The sequence below is a fragment of the Microbacterium jejuense genome (assembly GCF_019511665.1).
Classification (GTDB): domain Bacteria; phylum Actinomycetota; class Actinomycetes; order Actinomycetales; family Microbacteriaceae; genus Microbacterium; species Microbacterium jejuense_A.
In genome coordinates this window covers 44,768-61,449 of sequence record NZ_JAEUAW010000018.1, presented here as the reverse complement: position 1 = coordinate 61,449, position 16,682 = coordinate 44,768, and the positions used below count along the sequence as shown (strand labels likewise).

Genomic DNA, 16,682 nt, shown 5'->3' with positions numbered 1-16,682 from the left:
AACTCAGCGGGAGTGGCGCAGGCCCGTCTCGATGACGATGCAGTTGCCGTCGATCATGCCCGGGCCGTCGCCCGGCGTGGGGGCGGGGGCCGGTGTGATCTGCTCGGACTCCCACACCACGCGCGCGTCCTCGGCGGTGGGCTGGAAGATCATGTCGATCGCCGCGATGCCGCCCGACGAGTGCGCCGGCGCCTCGCCGCGGCGACGCCGGCGGTACGCGTCGAACGCGAACCACAGGACGTACCCCGGCAGCGCGAAGAGCACAGCGACGAATCCCGTCATCACGACCTGGCCGAACGGCATGGCCCCAGCCTAGGTCGCGGTCAGGGAGTGGGGTAGGTCTCGAAGGATGCCTCGGTGGGTAGGCCCGGGGTGAACCAGGCGCGGAAGTCCGCGGGGGTGCCGTCGCCGGCGACGCGGTCGACGTATGTCGTCTGGGCGCCGACGATCCGGCCGCCCGCGTCGCGGGCGACGACGGCGACGCGGGCGTACGACTGGTCGTTCTCGAACCGCCCGGCGAGCATGCCCGACACCTCGGTGCCGTTCTTGTCATCGGCGGAGCGCCGCGCGTCGGTCACCGAGAAGGCTCCCGTCTCGGCGGCGGGCGAGACCGTCGCCGACGCGGCGTCGGGCACCGTGACCTCGACCGACGCAACGGTTGCCGCGTCGGTCGCCACGCCGTGCAGCACGACGGCGGAGCGTCCTTGTAGGGCCGTCACGTCGCCGTACGCCGTGGCCACCTCGGTCCCGGCGGCGTCGAGCGCCCGCACCCGGACCTCCGCGTCGACGAAGATGTGGTCGGGGTTCGGGTTGTCGAGGATCACGACGACCCACGTGCTGTCTGCGCCCGTCTCCCCGCCGAAGGCGGTCTCGACGACGGTGAGGGGGACGGGCGCGGCGAGCACCATGTCGTCGGCGGGGATGCCGTCGGTCCCGGGAGCTGCGAAGCCGTGGTCGACGGGGTCGTCGTACTGCTCGTACTGCTCGTACTCGTCGTAGGAGTCGTAGGAGCTGTAGGAGTCGGACGTGCCGAAGGCTCCGAAGGCCTGCAGCACCGCGACGACGACGGCGACGAGGCCGCCCAGGATCGACAGCGCCAGCGCCGTCCCGGCGAAGCCCTTGCCGCCGCGCTTCGCGCTCGCGAGGGCGGTGATCGACACGATGAACGCGACGATCATCACGATGACGGCGAACCCGGCCATGGCCGGCACGAACGCGAGCACGAGGCCGATGATCGCGAGCACCAGACTCGTGATCGACACACCCTTCGGCCGCGCATCACGCAACGGGAAAGCGGGACCGGGAAGCGGCTGCATCGGGCGCGCCGATGACAGCCCGTCGGGCACGGCGTAGGCGGGCGTCGGGTACGAGGCCTCGGCGTAGGCCACCGGAGCGTCGGTGCCGGAGGGGTGCGCAGACGGGACGGTGGACGCCGACACGTATTCGTACGGGCGGTCGACGTCGTGTGCCTGGACGCCCGGCGGCGGGGAGTAGTAGCCCAGGTCGGGATCCGCGGACACGGGGGAAGGCTCGTGCGGGGCATCCGGATCGGTCATGGCAACTCTCGACGGGGACGATGTGTGATCAACCTAGCCGACCGTGCTCCGTCGCCCGAGAAGGCGGAGGGGCGACGGCCGACGTGCCGTCGCCCATCCGGAGCGGATCAGCTGAAGCCGTTGTCGGCCAGCCAGTCCTTCGCGATGTCTTCAGGCGAACGCTGATCCTCGGTCGATTCGACGTTCAGCGCGATAAGGCCCTCTGGGGTGAGCTTCGCGCTCACCGGGTTGATGACGTCGGCGATCTCGTCGGCGATATCGGCGTTCACGAGGGGCACCACGTGCGAGGCGAGGAAGAGACCTTCGGGGTCTTCCAGCGTCACGAGGTCCTTCGTCTTGATGAGCGGGTCGGCGCTGTACACGTCGGCCACCTGGATGTTGCCGGCGACGAGCTCGTCGACCGTCGTGTCGGCGGTCGCCGAGAACGAGACGGTGACGCCGTAGACGTCCTTCAGGCCCGTCGGGCCGTACGGACGCTCCTCGAGCTCCGGAGCACCTCCCAGCACGAGGCCGTCGACGTCCGCCAGATCGGCGATCGACTTCAGGTCGTGCTCCTCGGCGAAGGCCGCCGTCACGTTGTACGAGTCCTGGTCGGTCGCGGGCGACTGGTCGAGGACGGTGAGGCCGTCCGGCAGCGCGTCCTTGAGCGCCGCGTAGACGTCGTCGGACTGGGTCGCCGTCGTGTCCTTGTCGAAGAACTGCAGCAGGTTGCCGGTGTACTCGGGGAACAGGTCGATGGACCCGTCTTCGATCGACGGCATGTACGCGTCGCGCTGGCCGATGTTGAAGTTGCGTTCGACGGTGTATCCGGCACCCTCGAGCGCCTGCGCGTAGATCTCGGCGATGATCTCGTTCGAGTAGTACGCCTGCGAGCCGATGACGATCGTCGACGACTCGGTGGCGCCGGCGTCGTCGGTGCTCTCGCCGCTCAGCGGGTCGCTCGATGCGCAGCCGGCGAGGGCGAGCGCCGCGACGGCGGTGCCCGCGAATGCGAGCGCCAGGCGGGTTCGTGCTGTGGACATTGTCGTACCTCCGGTGTGGTGGTGGGGGATCAATAGGACGTCGAGGCCGCAGCAGGGGCGGCGGTGGCGGTACGGCCGGCACGCACCCGCCGTCCGGACGTGCGAGGGACGGCGAAGCGGGCGAGCAAGGCGAAGAGCCCGTCCAGAGCTAGGGCTAGGGCGACGATGACGATCGACGCACCGAGGATCTCGTCGAAGCGGCGGAGCGGGATTCCTTGAAGGATGTAGTAACCCAGCCCGCCGATGCCGATGTACGCCGCGATGGTCACCGTGGCGACCACCTGCAGGGTTGCGGAGCGGAGTCCGCCGATGAGGAGTGCGAGTCCGAGGGGCATCTCGATCCGGAACAGGATCTGCCACTCCGTCATTCCCATGGCCCGTCCGGCGTCGATGACGGACCGGTCGATGGCCTCGATGCCCGCGTACGCCCCGGCGAGGATTGACGGGATCGCCAGCAGGACGAAGACCACGACGGCGGCCTCGACCTTCAACGACACGCCGAACAGCAGGTACAGCAGCACCACCAGGCCCAGGGCGGGCAGGGCGCGCGCCGCGCCGGACAGGGTGACGGCGACCTCGCGTCCGCGCCCGGTGTGGCCGATGAACCAGCCCACGGGGATCGCGATGAGCGCGGCGATCGCCACCGATCCGAAGGTGAGGGCCAGGTGCTGCGCGATCGCGAGAGGGAGCGGCAGAGAGCCCGTCAGCCGGGCGGGCGAGAAGATCCACGCGAACGCTTCGACGAGGAGGTTCATGCGTGCACCATCCGAAGGCGGTCATGGCGTACCGGCGCCGCACGGCGCGACCAGGGCATGAGTACGCGGCCCAGCAGGATGAGGAGGGCGTCCAGCACGAGGGCGATGAACACGACGGCGACGACACCGGCGACCACCTCGGGGATGATCCTGCGCTGCGAGCCGTTGGTGAACAGGTAGCCGAGATTGCTGACGCCGATGAGCGCGCCCACCGTGGCCAGCGAGATCGTCGACACCGCCGTGACGCGCAGGCCGGCGAGGATCACCGGCCCCGCGAGCGGGAAGTCCACGGTCCAGAAGCGACGCCAGGGGCCGAAGCCCATCGCGACCGCTGCTCCGCGGGTCGCGGTGTCGACGGATGCCAGCCCATCCGTGACCGACCGTGTCAGAATCGCCACCGCGTAGACGGTGAGGGCGATCACGAGGTTGGCCTCTGAGAGGTACGGCACGCCGAACAGCGAGAGCAGGGCGAACAGCGCGAACGAGGGAATCGTGTACAGGAGCCCCACGACGGTGAGCACCGTTCCGCGCAGCGGCGTGTACCGGAACGCGAGCCACCCGATCGGGACCGCGATCACGAACCCCGCCACGATCGCGATCGTGCTCTGCCGCAGATGATCGAGGGTCAGGGCCCAGATCAGGTCGAGGTTGTCGAGCACCCAGCTCACGGGGAGTCCTCCACGAGCACACCCTGCGTGCGTCCGGCCGCGTCGACGAGCACTGTGCCGCGGGACGTCTTCTCGGTGTGCAGCGCCCGCGCGCCGCGCTCGGTCCCGATGAAGTCGGCGACGAACTCGCTCGCCGGGTTCGCGATGATCTCGTCGGGGGTGCCGATCTGGGCGATGCGGGCGCCCTTCTCGAGGATCACGACCTGGTCGCCGAGCAGGAAGGCCTCGTCGATGTCGTGCGTCACGAACACGATCGTCTTCTCGAGCTCGCGCTGCAGCCGGATGATCTCGGTCTGCAGCTCGCGACGCACGATGGGGTCGACCGCCCCGAACGGTTCGTCCATCAGCAGGATGTTGGGGTCGACGGCCAGGGCGCGCGCCACCCCGACGCGCTGCTGCTGCCCGCCCGACAGCTGGCTCGGGTACCGCTTGGCGAACCCGCGCTCCAGACCCACGACGTCCATGAGCTCGAGTGCGCGCTCGCGCGCCTGCGCCTTCGGGACGCCGTTGAGCACGGGCACGGTGGCGATGTTGTCGACGACCGAGAAGTGGGGGAGCAGCCCGGCGTTCTGCAGCACGTAGCCGATGCCCCGGCGCAGCTTCACAGGATCGCGGTCGGCGATCGGCTCGTCGTCGATCGTGATCACGCCGCCGGTCGGCTCGATGAGGCGGTTGATCATGCGCAGCAGCGTGGTCTTGCCGCTGCCCGACGAGCCCACGAGCACGGTCGTCTTGTGGGCGGGCATGAGCGCGCTGAAGTCGTCGACGGCGGCGGTGCCATCCGGATACCTCTTCGAGACCGCGCGGAATTCGATCGCCATGCTGCCCTTTCGGCCGGATCTGCCAGCGGGGTTCCCACATAACCACACCCCTCAGACACTCGGACAGGATTGCGTCGCGCGCCGTAGCATGCGATGGTCGCCGACTGCCGCCCGACGGCGATACGTTGGGGCGCATGACTGCTCGGGAGTACGACCTGATCGTGATCGGCGCGGGGCCGGTCGGAGAGAACGTGGCCGACCGCGCCGTGCAGGGAGGCCTGTCGACGGTGATCGTCGAGAGCGAGCTCGTCGGCGGCGAGTGCTCGTACTGGGCGTGCATCCCGTCCAAGGCGATGCTGCGGCCCGGTGCGGCTCTGCGGGCGGCGCGCGACCTGCAGGGCGCGTCGGCTGCCGTCACCGGCGGGCTGGACGCCGCGGCCGTGCTCGCGCGGCGCGACGCGTTCGTCCACGACTGGGACGACACGTCGCAGGTGGAATGGCTGCAGGGCGCCGGCATCGACCTCGTGCGTGGCCACGGCAGGCTCACGGCGGAGCGCGAGGTGACGGTGACCGGCTCGGACGGCACAGAGACCGTCCTCACCGCGCGTCACGCCGTCGCGGTGTCGACGGGCTCCGCAGCCCTGCTGCCCGACATCCCCGGACTGCGCGAGGTGCGTCCGTGGACGAGCCGTGAGGCGACGGGCATGCGCGAGGTGCCGGCATCCATCGCGATCCTCGGCGGCGGCGTCGTGGGCAGCGAGATGGCGACGCTCTTCACGTCGCTCGGCATCCCGGTGACCGTGATCGCGCGCTCCGGCCTGCTGCGGGGCGTGGAGCCCTTCGCCGGCGAGGCGGTCGCGAAGGCGCTGACGGATGCCGGCGCCGACGTCCGCACCGGCGTCGAGGTCGATCGTGCCGAGCGCGACGGCGGCGGCGACGTCGTGCTGACGCTCACCGACGGCTCGGAGGTGCGTGCCGCTGAGGTGCTCGTCGCCACCGGCCGGGTGCCCCGCACCACGGACCTCGGGCTGGATGCCGTGGGCATCGCTCCGGGGTCGTGGCTCGAGGTCGACGACACGATGCGCGTGCGCGGCGTGGACTGGCTGTACGCGGTCGGCGACGTCAACCACCGGGCGCTGCTGACCCACCAGGGCAAGTACCAGGCGCGGGCCGCGGGCGACGTCATCGCGGCGCGGGCTCGCGGCGGTGCGATCGACGACGGACCGTGGGGCGCGCACGCCGCGACCGCCGATCATTCCGCGGTGCCGCAGGTCGTCTTCACCGACCCCGAGGTCGCCGCCGTCGGCCACACCGAGGCGTCGGCCCGCAAGGCGGGTCTGCAGGTGCGCGTGCTCGACTACGACCTGTCGTGGGTCGCCGGCGCCAGTGAGGTCGCCGACCACTACCGGGGGCAGGCGCGGGCGATCGTCGACGAGGAGCGCCGTGTGCTCGTGGGCGCCACGTTCGTCGGCCAGGACGTCGGCGAGCTGCTGCACTCGGCGACCATCGCGATCGTGGGCGAGGTGCCGATCGACAGGCTGTGGCACGCCGTGCCGTCGTACCCGACCATCAGCGAGGTGTGGCTGCGCTGGCTCGAGGCCTACGGCAGGCCGGCCGTCGAATGACAGAGGGATGCCGCGGCCTCGGGCCGCGGCATCCCCTCGTCTCAGCGCAGGGCGCCGATCACTTCGGGTCGGCCCACGACCAGATGTCGTCGCCGCGGAGGGTCGCGTCGGCGCCGCCGTCGCAGTAGATCGTCTGGCCGGCCATGTGCGTGTTGGCGGGGCTCGTCAGCCACGTGAGCAGTTCGGCGATCGACGAGGCCGGCTGGTGGTAGTTGAGCGGCATCGGCACGGCCGCGTCGACCATCGCCGCACCCTCGGGAGTCGCGAGCAGGTCGGCGGTCATCGGCGTGATGACGGTGCCGGGGGCGACGGCGTTGAGGGGGATGCCGGAGCCCGCCCAATCCGGCGAGATCGAGGCGCGGCGCACCCAGCGCGAGAGGGCGCGCTTGGACGACGGGTAGTTGAGGTAGCCGAGCTCGGGACCCTGCGCGGCGAGCTCTTCGCCGCGGGCGACGGCGGCCGCCTCGTCTCCCGCGAGGGCCGCCTCGACGAGCGTCGCATCGACCGGCTGCAGCGACGCCATCGACGACACGACCGCAGCGCGCGGCGCCTCCGACGCGCGCAGCGCGGGCAGCAGGGCGGTGAGCAGCTCGGTCACGCCGAAGTAATTGATCGCCATGGTCTTGCCGATCGGCGCCGCGATGCCTGCGCACGCGATCACGCCGTCGACGACACCGCCGGTCTTGTCGATCGCCTGGGCGGCGGCATCCGCTCGCCCCTCGGCGGTGGACAGGTCGGCGTCGATCTCGGCGCCGCGCAGGTCGATCCCGATGACGGTCTCACCGCGGCTGCGCAGCAGCTCGGTGGTGGCGGCGCCGATTCCGGACGCGGAACCGGTGACGACGTAGGTGCGGGGCATGTCAGTCTCCTTCTGTAGGCGACGGGGTCGCCGTCGCGCGGGGCCGCGCGGACGCGGCGTGTTGTTCTCGGGCGGGGTCCGCGGGAGTCACGGGCGCCGGGGACTCGGTGAGCAGTCCCTCGACGAAGCGGTGCAGCAGTCCGCCGAAGGCCTCGACCTCGGCGGGGGTCCACTCCGCGAGCACGTGATCGACCATGTCGTGGCCGGCGGCGACGAGCCGCCGGTAGGCGTCGCGGCCGCGCGGCGTGAAGGCGACGGTGGCGCCGCGGCCGTCGTCCGGGTGGGCGCCGCGCGTGACCAGGTCGTCGGCGATCAGCCGCGCGACGAGCTTCGACATCGTCGGGCGGGTGATGTTCAGCTCGTCGGCGAGCGACCCGGGGCGGGCGGTGCCGCCGTGCAGGCCGAGCGTGTAGACGGCGCGGATCTCGGTGGGATCCAGTGCCACGCCGACGCCTGCGGCGATGCGCTCCTGGACGCTGCTGGACGACCATCGCGACATGAGTCGCGTGAGCGACGAGAGCAGTTCGGCCCGCGGTGCGGCATCCATGATCCGAGTCTACGCCGGTAATTGCCTGAGGCAACCAAATCGGAAGGATGCTTGCCTGACGATATATCGCTATGTATCGTCGGGATATCGGAAGACACTCGTCGGGAGGTCGTCATGAGCGGTACGTATCCAGGCTTCGGACCCCGCCATCGGGGCAGCGCGGGTCAGGGCATCCCCGGAGGGCTCTTCGAGGCGATGGACCAGCTGCGCGAGGCGTTCGAGCAGCGATTCTCGCCCCGCGTCGGCCGCGGCGACGTGCGCGCCGCCGTCCTCGCGGTACTCGCAGAGCAGCCCATGCACGGGTACCAGATCATCCACGAGATCGAGGAGCGCAGCGGGGGCGCGTGGAAGCCGAGCCCCGGCTCGGTGTACCCGACGCTGCAGCTGCTCGCCGACGAGGGGCTCGTGATCGCCGAGGAGTCCGGCGGCAAGAAGACCTACTCGCTCACGGACGCCGGACGCGCCGAGGCCGAGGCGGGCGAGGAGCGCACGGCGCCGTGGGAGGCGTTCGGCACGCACGAGGCAGGTCGCGCCACCGCGCTCCCCAAGGCGGGCGCGAAGCTCGCCCAGGCCGCTGCGCAGGTCGCCCGCGGCGGGACGCCCGACCAGGTCGCGCAGGCCGTCGACGTGCTCGACGAGGCGCGGCGTAGGCTCTACTCCATCCTCGCTCAGGACTGAGGGGTGCCGGCGGAACCCGTCGGCGACGGGGGAGCGCGATCGGCGACGCGGGCACGCGGGATCCAGGAGAGTTCGATGGCAGACGCCGGGAACACCCGCGCCCGCTATCGGCGGATCCTGCGGTTCGCCTCTCGCTACATGGTGCAGGCGTGGTGGTTCGAGCTCGTGCTGCCGCGCTTCGGACTGAGCGCGCTCGCCGCCCGCAACCGGCCGCAGCGCCTGGAGCACGCCGCGCAGCGGTTCCGCGTGCTCGCGGTGTCGCTCGGCGGCCTCATGATCAAGGTGGGGCAGTTCCTGTCGTCCCGGCTCGACGTGCTGCCGCCCGAGATCACCTCCGAGCTGGAGGGGCTGCAGGACGAGGTGCCGCCTGTCGCGTTCCCGGCGATCCGCGCACTGGCCGAGGCCGAGCTCGGCAGACCCCTGGAGCGCGCGTTCGCGTGGGTGGACGAGACCCCGGTGGCTGCGGCATCCCTCGGTCAAGCGCATCGCGCACGATTGACCCCGGAGGATGCCGCCGACGCCGGCTTCGCGGACGTCGTGGTGAAGGTGCAGCGCCCCGGCATCGACGCCATCGTCGACGTCGACCTGGCGGCGCTGCGGCGTGTCGCCGCCTGGCTCAGCCGCGTGCGCGTCGTGCGCGAGCACGTCGACCTTCCGGCGCTCGTCGAGGAGTTCGCGGCGACGAGCCGCGACGAGATCGACTACCTGCTCGAGGCGCGCAACGCGGCGCGCTTCGCAGAGAACTTCGCGGACGACGACCGCGTCACGGTGCCCGGGGTGGCGTGGGAGCGCACGACGCGGCGCGTGCTGGTGCTCGCGGACGTGACGGCGATCAAGATCACCGACGTCGACGGCCTCCGGGCCGCCGGCATCGATCCGTCCGCGGTGGCCACGGAATTCGCCAACGTGATGTTCGACCAGCTGTTCGTCGACGGCTACTTCCACGCCGATCCCCACCCCGGCAACATCTTCGTGACACCCGCCCCCGCGAGCTCCGCGGCCGGGCGGGCGTGGCGGCTGACCTTCGTCGACTTCGGGATGATGGGCGAGGTGCCCGACTCCCTGCGCACGGGACTCCAGCAGTTGATCATCGCGGTCGCTGCGCGTGACAGCAGGAAGATGGTCGCGAGCATCCGCGACGTCGGCGCGCTGCTGCCCTCGGCCGACACCGGCGAGCTCGAGCGGGCGCTGACCGCCCTGTTCGCGCGCTTCGGGGGCATGGGGTTCGCCGAGCTGCAGAAGGTCGACCCCCGGGAGTTCCAGGACTTCGCGACCGAGTTCGGCCACGTCGTGCGATCGCTGCCGTTCCAGCTGCCCGAGAACTTCCTCCTCATCGTCCGTGCCATCTCGCTCACGAGCGGCGTGTGCAGCGCGCTGGATCCCGCCTTCAACGTGTGGGACGCCGTCGAGCCCTACGCCGACCAGCTGCTGCGCGATCAGAGCGGAAGCCTCGTGCAGGGGTTCGCGCGGGAGGCCGTTTCGGCCGCCGGCATCGTGGCCCGGCTGCCGCGGCGCCTGGACGAGATGGTGTCGCAGATCGTGGACGGCCGGCTGGTCGCGGATGTGCCCAAGCTCGACCAGAAGCTGCGGCGGCTGGAGCGCATGGGCCGGCGGGCGGTGTCGGCGGTGCTGTTCGCCGGGCTGCTCATCAGCGGGGCCGTGCTGCGGTCACAGGACATGGTGATCGGCACCGGCCTGATGATCCTGTCGGTGCTGCCGCTGCTGCACACGCTGTTCTCGGGGTTCCTGCGGCGCCCGGGCGACTGACGGTCGAACGGCGGCGCGCCGCCCGGGCACCCGATCGGTGAGCTCAGCGCGGGACGTCGCCCCGCCACGAGCCGGTCTCGCGCGGCGCGCTCTCGATGAACTCCTTGAAGTTCTCGAGGTCCTTCTTGACGGCATGCGTGCCCGCGCCCACAAGCGAGCCGAGCTTCTCGATGGCGTCGGTCGGCTCCCAGTCGATCTGCACGGCGACGCGCGTGCTGGTGTCACTGAGCTTGTGGAACGTGACGACGCCCGCGTGGGCGGTGTCGCCTCCCGTGCTGCGCCAGGCGACGCGCTCGTCCGGGTGCTGTTCGGTGATCTCGGCGTCGAACTCGCGCTCGAACGGCCCGACCTTCACCTTCCAGTGGTTGTGGGTGTCGTCGAGCTGCGTGATCGACACGACCTCGTCCAGGAACTTCGGGAAGCTCTCGAACTGGGTCCACTGGTTGTAGGCCATGGTGACGGGCACGTCGACGTCGATGGTCTCGATGATCTGGGTCATGACTCCAGCGTGCGCGGATGCCGGCGGCCGGGGCAGCGGGTTGACGAACGGCGTGCGGCCGTCTATGCGTCGGCCGCGCACCTCGTCACGAGCGGCCGTATGCGGCGGCGGCCGGGCAGTCGAACGGGTCTCGGGCTGCCAGGCCGACCCGGTTGAGGTAGGCGATCACGATGCCGTACGAGCGCCACAGCGTCGTCTCGGCGTAGGGCACGCCGAGGGTGCGGCAGTGGTCGATGACGATGGCCCGCGCCTGGGCCAGGTGCGGGCGCGCCAGGCTCGGGAACAGGTGGTGCTCGATCTGGTAGTTGAGGCCGCCCATGAGCCACGTCGCCCACCCGCCGCCCGACACGTTGCGCGACGTGCGGACCTGCTTGCTGAAGAAGTCGAGCTTCGCGTCATGCGCGATGACCGGCATGCCCTTGTGATTGGGCGCGAAGGACGCGCCCATGTAGACACCGAAGACGGCGAGCTGCACGCCGAGGAATGCGAACGCCATGCCGAGGGGCAGGAACATGAACACGGGTGTCCAGATGACGGCGAACCGCGCCGCCAGCAGACCGAGCTCGACGAAGCGCCCCTTGACGGGCTCGCGGCCGAGCAGGTGGCGGAAGGCCAGGAAGTGCAGGTTGAGGCCCTCGAGCGTGAGCAGAGGGAAGAACAGCCAGCCCTGGCGTCCCGTGATCAGGCGCTGCAGTCCGCGCGCCCGCGCGGCGTCGGACTCGAGGAACGAGATCGTGTCGACCTCGATGTCGGGGTCTTTGCCGACGCGGTTGGGGTTGCCGTGGTGGCGGGTGTGCTTGTGCGCCCACCACGAGTAGCTCATGCCGACCACGCCGTTGCCCAGCAGTCGGGCGAGGCGGTCGTTGGCGGGGCCGGAGACGAGGATCTGCCGGTGCGCGGCCTCGTGCGAGAGGAACGCCACCTGGGTGAACAGCACGCCGAGGGCGGCGGCGATGAGCAGCTGATACCAGCTGTCGCCCAGCAGGACGAAGCCGGTGGTCGCGCCGCCGAAGGCGAGGGCGAGGACGAACCCGACCGTGGCGTAGAACCACGGCGTGCGCCGCATGAGGCCGGTCTCTCGCACGACCTGCGCGACGTCGGTGTAGGCGCGGGTCAGTGGGGGGAACTCCTTCGTCCCTGCGTACGTCTGACGGACGGGGCCGAGCGTGGGCTCGAGGGTGAGAGCAGAGATGGGGTGCACCTGTGGATTCCGATCGGGACCGCGTTGGCCGTGAAAGCCAAAGGCGGATGCCGATCGCTGGTGCCAGGCTACGTGCACCGGTATGTCGGGGCCGGACTACACCGGACCCTGCCAGCCGATCGTCAGCCGGGACGCAGTCGCGCCCCGGCTGACGTGCGGATCACAGCGGGCGGATGTTGGCTGCCTGCATGCCCTTCGGGCCGCGCTCGGCGTCGAATTCCACCTTCTGGTCTTCGCGCAGCTCCTTGAAGCCGTCGCCGGCGATAGCGCTGAAGTGAGCGAAGAGATCGGCACTGCCGTCATCGGGAGCGATGAAGCCGTAGCCCTTCTCGGAGTTGAACCATTTCACGGTGCCAGTGGCCATCGTGTCTTTCCTCTTATTCTGTGGGCCGCGAGTGCGACCCGGGGTGCCGCTGCGTCGTGTGCGGAGCGGACGTGGAGTGGGCACGACATGCGTGCGAGAGAGCGGCAGGGGAGCGAGGGATGCCGCGACCGCCTGCTCCGCGTCGGTCCGGGCGGCGTGCACGCCGAGGCGCTCGCCGCGGGCGCCGTGCGCTTCGAAGCCGTCCGCGGTCGCGCTGACGAACCCGGCGTACTCGCCGGCCGCCGTCGCGACGAAGACCTCGTGGTCGGCCTGCCGCCAATGGAGGCCGAGCGGGGAGCGGGGTGGTGCTGTGGGGGTGACGAACGTCAAGAGAGCCTTACGGCGAGCGGAGGAAGACGTCCGCTCGCGGGAGTGATGGAAGAGCGGGACCGCGGTGGCGGTGAAGAGGCGTCAAGCGCTCCGCAATGAGGCAGTGAATGGACGCCGGGCCCGATCGGGCAGCGTTCAACCTTAGCACGGCACCCGTGAACGGCGGATGCCGCCACCACTGCCCGCCGGAGCGGGAGGGTGACGGCATCCGATTCTCTTCCGGTGCTACGCCGTCGCGTCGGCGCGCTTGGGCAGCACCCAGCCGGCACGCGGGAAGTGGCACGTGTACCCGTTGGGGTAGCGGATCAGGTAGTCCTGGTGCTCGGGCTCGGCCTCCCAGAACGGGCCCTCGGGCTCGATCGTGGTGACGGCCTTGCCGGGCCACAGACCCGAGGCGTCGACGTCGGCGATGGTGTCGCGCGCGACCCGCTCCTGCTCGGGCGAGAGCGGGAAGATCGCGGAGCGGTAGCTCGTGCCGATGTCGTTGCCCTGACGGTTGAGCGTCGACGGGTCATGGATCTGGAAGAAGAACGCCAGGATGTCGCGGTACGAGGTCTGCGTCGGGTCGAAGACGATCTCGACGGCCTCGGCGTGGCCGGGATGGCGCTGATACGTCGCGTGCGCGTTCTCGCCGCCGGTGTAGCCGACGCGCGTCGACAGCACACCGGGCTGGCGGCGGATCAGGTCCTCCATGCCCCAGAAGCAGCCGCCGGCGAGGACGGCCGTCTCGGTGCCGGGTGTGCGGGTGATCTCTCCGGTGTCGAAGGGTCCGCTGGTCATGATCGGTTCTCCTGGTTCTCGGTGGTGAAGAGGTGTCGGTAGGCGCCGTAGCCCTCGTCGTCCAGTGACGAGGCGGGCACGAAGCGCAGTGCGGCCGAGTTCATGCAGTATCTCAGGCCGCCGGCATCCCGTGGGCCGTCCGGGAAGACGTGGCCCAGGTGGCTGTCGGCGCCCGACGAGCGCACCTCGGTGCGGGGCATGAACAGCGACCGGTCCTTCTTGGTGGTCACCGCGTCGGGATCGATGGGGCGGGTGAAGCTCGGCCATCCGGTTCCGCTGTCGTACTTGTCGGTCGACGAGAAGAGCGGCTGGCCCGAGACCACGTCGACGTAGATGCCGGGCTCGTGGTTGTTCCAGTACTCGTTGCGGAACGCCGGCTCGGTGCCGTCGTCCTGCGTGACCCGGTACTGCGCGGGGGTGAGGCGGCTGAGCGCCTCGGGGGTCTTGCGGTAGTCGTTGTTCACGATTCCTCCTGGATCGACGCGGCTGGCTGCGGCGTCATGAAGAAGAACGGATGCCTCGGCGGTTTTGGTCCCGTGAACCTGGGACCGGGCTGTGAGTTCTGGTGCCCGTTACCCAAACCCGTGCCGGATCTCAAGAGCCTGGCGTCGGCCGCGGTGGCCGCTCAGACTCGCCGCATGGTCTTCGTCGGTTTTCACGCCTCGCATGAGCAGATCCCGCCCAGTGCACTCCTCGACGACGTGCAGCGTGCCGAGGCCGCGGGCTTCGACGGCGCGATGTGCTCGGATCACCTCGCGCCGTGGAATCCGCGGCAGGGCGAGTCCGGCTTCGCGTTCAGCTGGCTGGGCGCGGCACTGGCGCGCACGGAGTTCTCGATCGGCATGGTGAACGCCCCCGGGCAGCGCTACCACCCGGTGATCGTCGCGCAGGCGCTCGCGACACTCGAGGAGATGTTCCCCGGGCGGTTCTGGGCCGCGCTCGGCAGCGGCGAGGCCATGAACGAGCACGTGACCGGCGAGCCGTGGCCGCCGAAGTCCGTGCGCAACGCGCGTCTGGCCGAGTGCGTCGACGTGATCCGGCGGCTGTTCGACGGCGAGGAGGTGTCGCGCGACGGCCTGGTGAAGGTGCACCGCGCACGCCTGTGGACCAGGCCGGCGGCACCGCCGCCGCTGCTGGCCACCGCCGTCAGCGCCGAGACCGCCGGCTGGGCGGCGCTGTGGGCCGACGGCCTGGCCACCGTCGCGCAGGCTCCGGAGGCCCTCGAGCGTGTGGTCGACGCGTACCGCTCGCAGGACGGCACGGGGCCTTGCGTCCTACAGGTGCACGTCAGCCTCGCCGACACGGACGCCGCGGCCTACGCGATCGCGAAGGACCAGTGGCGCAACGGACTCGTGACGCCGCCGCTGGCGTGGGATCTCGAGCAGCCGGAGGACTTCGACGCCGCGGTGGGCGAGGTGGACGAGGCGAAGCTGAGGGATGCCGTCCTCATCGAGTCCGATCCGGTCGCCCTCGCCGAGCGGATCGCCGATCTCGCGGCGATCGGCTTCGACCGCGTGTACGTGCACCACGTCGGCCGCGAGCAGGACGGCTTTCTCGATGCCGCGGCTCGCGGCATCCTTCCCCGACTCACGGAGGCACGATGAAGATCACCGACACGAGCGACCTGTGGTTCAAGAGCGCCATCGTCTACTGCCTGGACGTCGAGACCTACCTCGACTCGGACGGCGACGGTGCCGGCGACCTGCAGGGACTGGCGCAGCGCATCGACTACCTCGCGCAGCTCGGCGTGACGTGCCTGTGGCTCATGCCGTTCTCGCCGACGCCGGACCGCGACGACGGGTACGACATCACGGACTACTACGGCGTGGATCCGCGGCTGGGCACCCACGGCGACTTCGTCGAGGTGATCCGCACCGCACGCGACCGCGGCATGCGCGTCATCGTCGACCTCGTGGTCAACCACACGTCGGACCGGCACCCGTGGTTCCGCAAGGCTCGCCGCAGCGCGAACTCGCCGTACCGGGAGTTCTACATCTGGCGCGACGATCCGCCGCCCAAGGGGCAGGAGAACCCCGTCTTCCCGGGTGAGGCGGACGGCATCTGGTCCTGGGACGACGTGGCGGGCCAGTGGTATCAGCACAGCTTCTACGAGCATCAGCCCGACCTCAACATCGCCAACCCCGCCGTGCGCGACGAGCTCGCCCGCGTGATCGGCTTCTGGCTGCAGCTGGGGGTGTCGGGGTTCCGCGTCGACGCGGTGCCGTTCCTCCTCGAGATGCCGCCGGGCGCCGAGGTGCGCGATCCGCACGAGCTGCTGCGCGACTTCCGCCGCTTCCTGCAGCGCCGCTCCAGCGAGGCGGTGCTGCTCGGCGAGGTGAACCTGCCGTACGCGCAGCAGGTGCAGTTCTTCGGCGGCGACCAGGTGAACGAGCTGACGATGCAGTTCGACTTCATCGCCATGCAGGCGTTCTACCTGTCGCTCGCGCGCCACGACCCCGCGCCGCTGGTCGAGGCACTGATGTCGCGGCCGGCTCTGCCGCCGGACGTGCAGTGGGCGAACTTCCTGCGCAACCACGACGAGCTCACGCTCGACAAGCTGAGCGACGCCGAGCGCGAGGAGGTGTTCGAGGCGTTCGCCCCGGACGAGCGGCAGCGCGTGTACGGACGCGGGATCACCCGGCGCCTGCCGCCGATGCTGGGCGACCCGCGGCGCATCCGCATGGCGTACAGCCTGCTGTTCACCCTGCCCGGCACCCCCGTGCTGTTCTATGGCGAGGAGATCGGGATGGGCGAGAACATCGAGGCTCCAGGGCGCAGCGCCGTGCGCACGCCCATGCAGTGGACGGCCGACCGCAACGGCGGGTTCTCGGTGGCTCCCCCCTCGCGGCTGGTCGCGCGGCCGCCCGCAGACGGGTACGCGCCCGAGCACGTCAACGTCGCCGCGCAGCTCGAAGACCGCGGATCGCTGCTGCACTTCTTCCGCGATCTCCTCTCGCGGTATCGCATCTCGCCCGAGCTCGGCTGGGGGGAGTTCGAGGTGATCGAGCAGCCCCAGTCCGCGGTGCTCGTCCACTCCCTGCGGGCCGACGTCGGCCGGATGATCGCGATCCACAACTTCGACGAGGTGCCGGCGACGGTCCGGTTCGCCCTGGAGGACGAGCCCGAGGGTGCGTGCCTGGTCGACCTGCTCGGCTCGGAGCGCATCGGGCTCGACGGGCGCAGCGCGGTCGAGATCGAGGTCCCCGGCTACGGCTACCGCTGGCTGCGCGTGTCGCGCCCGGGTGACGGCAGAGTGTCGTGACGCGGCGA

At 70.6% G+C, this 16,682-nt stretch carries 18 protein-coding genes; 5 read left to right on the top strand and 13 right to left on the bottom strand.

What is annotated here, in order from left to right; translation table 11 throughout:
- Positions 1-3: 3 nt before the first annotated feature.
- The 6 genes from JNB62_RS17285 to JNB62_RS17260 form a co-directional block, all read right to left on the bottom strand.
- A complete protein-coding gene (locus JNB62_RS17285) occupies positions 4-303 on the bottom strand; it encodes a hypothetical protein (protein WP_220302139.1) in 300 nt (99 codons plus the stop codon).
- A gap of 20 nt (positions 304-323) precedes the next feature.
- Positions 324-1,520, bottom strand: coding sequence for a hypothetical protein (locus JNB62_RS17280; protein ID WP_220302138.1), 1,197 nt, complete (start codon positions 1,518-1,520; stop codon positions 324-326).
- 143 nt (positions 1,521-1,663) lie between these two features.
- Positions 1,664-2,578, bottom strand: coding sequence for an ABC transporter substrate-binding protein (locus JNB62_RS17275; RefSeq protein ID WP_220302137.1), 915 nt, complete (start codon positions 2,576-2,578; stop codon positions 1,664-1,666).
- Between the two features lie 29 nt (positions 2,579-2,607).
- Positions 2,608-3,333: an ABC transporter permease gene (locus tag JNB62_RS17270; RefSeq protein ID WP_220302136.1), complete on the bottom strand. Its 726-nt coding sequence runs from the start codon at positions 3,331-3,333 to the stop codon at positions 2,608-2,610.
- Entirely contained in the window at positions 3,330-4,001 is a 672-nt protein-coding gene (locus JNB62_RS17265; protein ID WP_220302135.1) for an ABC transporter permease, read from the bottom strand. Before JNB62_RS17265 ends, JNB62_RS17270 begins: the two co-directional genes overlap by 4 nt.
- Positions 3,998-4,822 (bottom strand): ABC transporter ATP-binding protein, encoded by an 825-nt coding sequence (locus JNB62_RS17260; protein WP_220302134.1) that lies wholly within the window; start codon positions 4,820-4,822, stop codon positions 3,998-4,000. The genes JNB62_RS17265 and JNB62_RS17260 overlap by 4 nt, the downstream gene beginning before the upstream one ends.
- A 134-nt stretch (positions 4,823-4,956) precedes the next feature.
- Here JNB62_RS17260 and JNB62_RS17255 point away from each other — a divergent pair, with 134 nt between their 5' ends.
- Entirely contained in the window at positions 4,957-6,387 is a 1,431-nt protein-coding gene (locus JNB62_RS17255; RefSeq protein WP_220302133.1) for a dihydrolipoyl dehydrogenase family protein, read from the top strand.
- Positions 6,388-6,445: 58 nt separating this feature from the next.
- On the opposite strand, the gene JNB62_RS17250 is transcribed toward JNB62_RS17255, so the two are convergent.
- Both JNB62_RS17250 and JNB62_RS17245 read right to left on the bottom strand, forming a co-directional pair.
- Positions 6,446-7,246, bottom strand: a complete 801-nt coding sequence (locus tag JNB62_RS17250; protein ID WP_220302132.1) for an SDR family oxidoreductase — start codon at positions 7,244-7,246, stop codon at positions 6,446-6,448.
- 1 nt (position 7,247) lies between these two features.
- Positions 7,248-7,793 (bottom strand): MarR family winged helix-turn-helix transcriptional regulator, encoded by a 546-nt coding sequence (locus tag JNB62_RS17245; protein WP_220302131.1) that lies wholly within the window; start codon positions 7,791-7,793, stop codon positions 7,248-7,250.
- A 114-nt stretch (positions 7,794-7,907) separates the two neighbouring features.
- On the opposite strand from JNB62_RS17245, the gene JNB62_RS17240 reads away from it, so the two are divergent.
- Positions 7,908-8,471 (top strand): PadR family transcriptional regulator, encoded by a 564-nt coding sequence (locus JNB62_RS17240; protein ID WP_220302130.1) that lies wholly within the window; start codon positions 7,908-7,910, stop codon positions 8,469-8,471.
- Positions 8,472-8,546: 75 nt separating this feature from the next.
- On the top strand, positions 8,547-10,238 hold the full coding sequence (locus tag JNB62_RS17235) for an ABC1 kinase family protein (protein WP_220302129.1): 1,692 nt from the start codon (positions 8,547-8,549) through the stop codon (positions 10,236-10,238).
- A gap of 43 nt (positions 10,239-10,281) precedes the next feature.
- Here the strand turns inward: JNB62_RS17235 and JNB62_RS17230 are convergent, their stop codons facing one another.
- The 5 genes from JNB62_RS17230 to msrB form a co-directional block, all read right to left on the bottom strand.
- Positions 10,282-10,737 (bottom strand): SRPBCC family protein, encoded by a 456-nt coding sequence (locus tag JNB62_RS17230; protein ID WP_220302128.1) that lies wholly within the window; start codon positions 10,735-10,737, stop codon positions 10,282-10,284.
- Between the two features lie 85 nt (positions 10,738-10,822).
- Positions 10,823-11,938, bottom strand: a complete 1,116-nt coding sequence (locus JNB62_RS17225) for a fatty acid desaturase family protein (protein WP_374451163.1) — start codon at positions 11,936-11,938, stop codon at positions 10,823-10,825.
- A 160-nt stretch (positions 11,939-12,098) separates the two neighbouring features.
- Positions 12,099-12,302: a cold-shock protein gene (locus JNB62_RS17220; RefSeq protein WP_141885348.1), complete on the bottom strand. Its 204-nt coding sequence runs from the start codon at positions 12,300-12,302 to the stop codon at positions 12,099-12,101.
- A 555-nt stretch (positions 12,303-12,857) separates the two neighbouring features.
- Positions 12,858-13,412, bottom strand: coding sequence for a peptide-methionine (S)-S-oxide reductase MsrA (msrA, locus tag JNB62_RS17215; protein WP_220302127.1), 555 nt, complete (start codon positions 13,410-13,412; stop codon positions 12,858-12,860).
- Positions 13,409-13,876: a peptide-methionine (R)-S-oxide reductase MsrB gene (gene msrB, locus JNB62_RS17210; protein ID WP_220302126.1), complete on the bottom strand. Its 468-nt coding sequence runs from the start codon at positions 13,874-13,876 to the stop codon at positions 13,409-13,411. The genes msrA and msrB overlap by 4 nt, the downstream gene beginning before the upstream one ends.
- A 174-nt stretch (positions 13,877-14,050) precedes the next feature.
- Between msrB and JNB62_RS17205 the strand changes: the two genes are divergently transcribed.
- Both JNB62_RS17205 and JNB62_RS17200 read left to right on the top strand, forming a co-directional pair.
- Positions 14,051-15,016 (top strand): TIGR03885 family FMN-dependent LLM class oxidoreductase, encoded by a 966-nt coding sequence (locus JNB62_RS17205; protein ID WP_220302125.1) that lies wholly within the window; start codon positions 14,051-14,053, stop codon positions 15,014-15,016.
- On the top strand, positions 15,013-16,674 hold the full coding sequence (locus tag JNB62_RS17200) for an alpha-amylase family protein (protein ID WP_220302124.1): 1,662 nt from the start codon (positions 15,013-15,015) through the stop codon (positions 16,672-16,674). The genes JNB62_RS17205 and JNB62_RS17200 overlap by 4 nt, the downstream gene beginning before the upstream one ends.
- The last annotated feature ends 8 nt before the right edge of the window (positions 16,675-16,682 follow it).

Coding starts and splice junctions, on each gene's coding strand:
- JNB62_RS17285 (WP_220302139.1), bottom strand. CDS start 303: ATGCCGTTCGGCCAGGTCGTGATGACGGGATTCGTCGCTGTGCTCTTC.
- JNB62_RS17275 (WP_220302137.1), bottom strand. CDS start 2,578: ATGTCCACAGCACGAACCCGCCTGGCGCTCGCATTCGCGGGCACCGCC.
- JNB62_RS17270 (WP_220302136.1), bottom strand. CDS start 3,333: ATGAACCTCCTCGTCGAAGCGTTCGCGTGGATCTTCTCGCCCGCCCGG.
- JNB62_RS17260 (WP_220302134.1), bottom strand. CDS start 4,822: ATGGCGATCGAATTCCGCGCGGTCTCGAAGAGGTATCCGGATGGCACC.
- JNB62_RS17255 (WP_220302133.1), top strand. CDS start 4,957: ATGACTGCTCGGGAGTACGACCTGATCGTGATCGGCGCGGGGCCGGTC.
- JNB62_RS17250 (WP_220302132.1), bottom strand. CDS start 7,246: ATGCCCCGCACCTACGTCGTCACCGGTTCCGCGTCCGGAATCGGCGCC.
- JNB62_RS17245 (WP_220302131.1), bottom strand. CDS start 7,793: ATGGATGCCGCACCGCGGGCCGAACTGCTCTCGTCGCTCACGCGACTC.
- JNB62_RS17240 (WP_220302130.1), top strand. CDS start 7,908: ATGAGCGGTACGTATCCAGGCTTCGGACCCCGCCATCGGGGCAGCGCG.
- JNB62_RS17235 (WP_220302129.1), top strand. CDS start 8,547: ATGGCAGACGCCGGGAACACCCGCGCCCGCTATCGGCGGATCCTGCGG.
- JNB62_RS17230 (WP_220302128.1), bottom strand. CDS start 10,737: ATGACCCAGATCATCGAGACCATCGACGTCGACGTGCCCGTCACCATG.
- JNB62_RS17220 (WP_141885348.1), bottom strand. CDS start 12,302: ATGGCCACTGGCACCGTGAAATGGTTCAACTCCGAGAAGGGCTACGGC.
- msrA (WP_220302127.1), bottom strand. CDS start 13,412: ATGACCAGCGGACCCTTCGACACCGGAGAGATCACCCGCACACCCGGC.
- JNB62_RS17205 (WP_220302125.1), top strand. CDS start 14,051: ATGGTCTTCGTCGGTTTTCACGCCTCGCATGAGCAGATCCCGCCCAGT.
- JNB62_RS17200 (WP_220302124.1), top strand. CDS start 15,013: ATGAAGATCACCGACACGAGCGACCTGTGGTTCAAGAGCGCCATCGTC.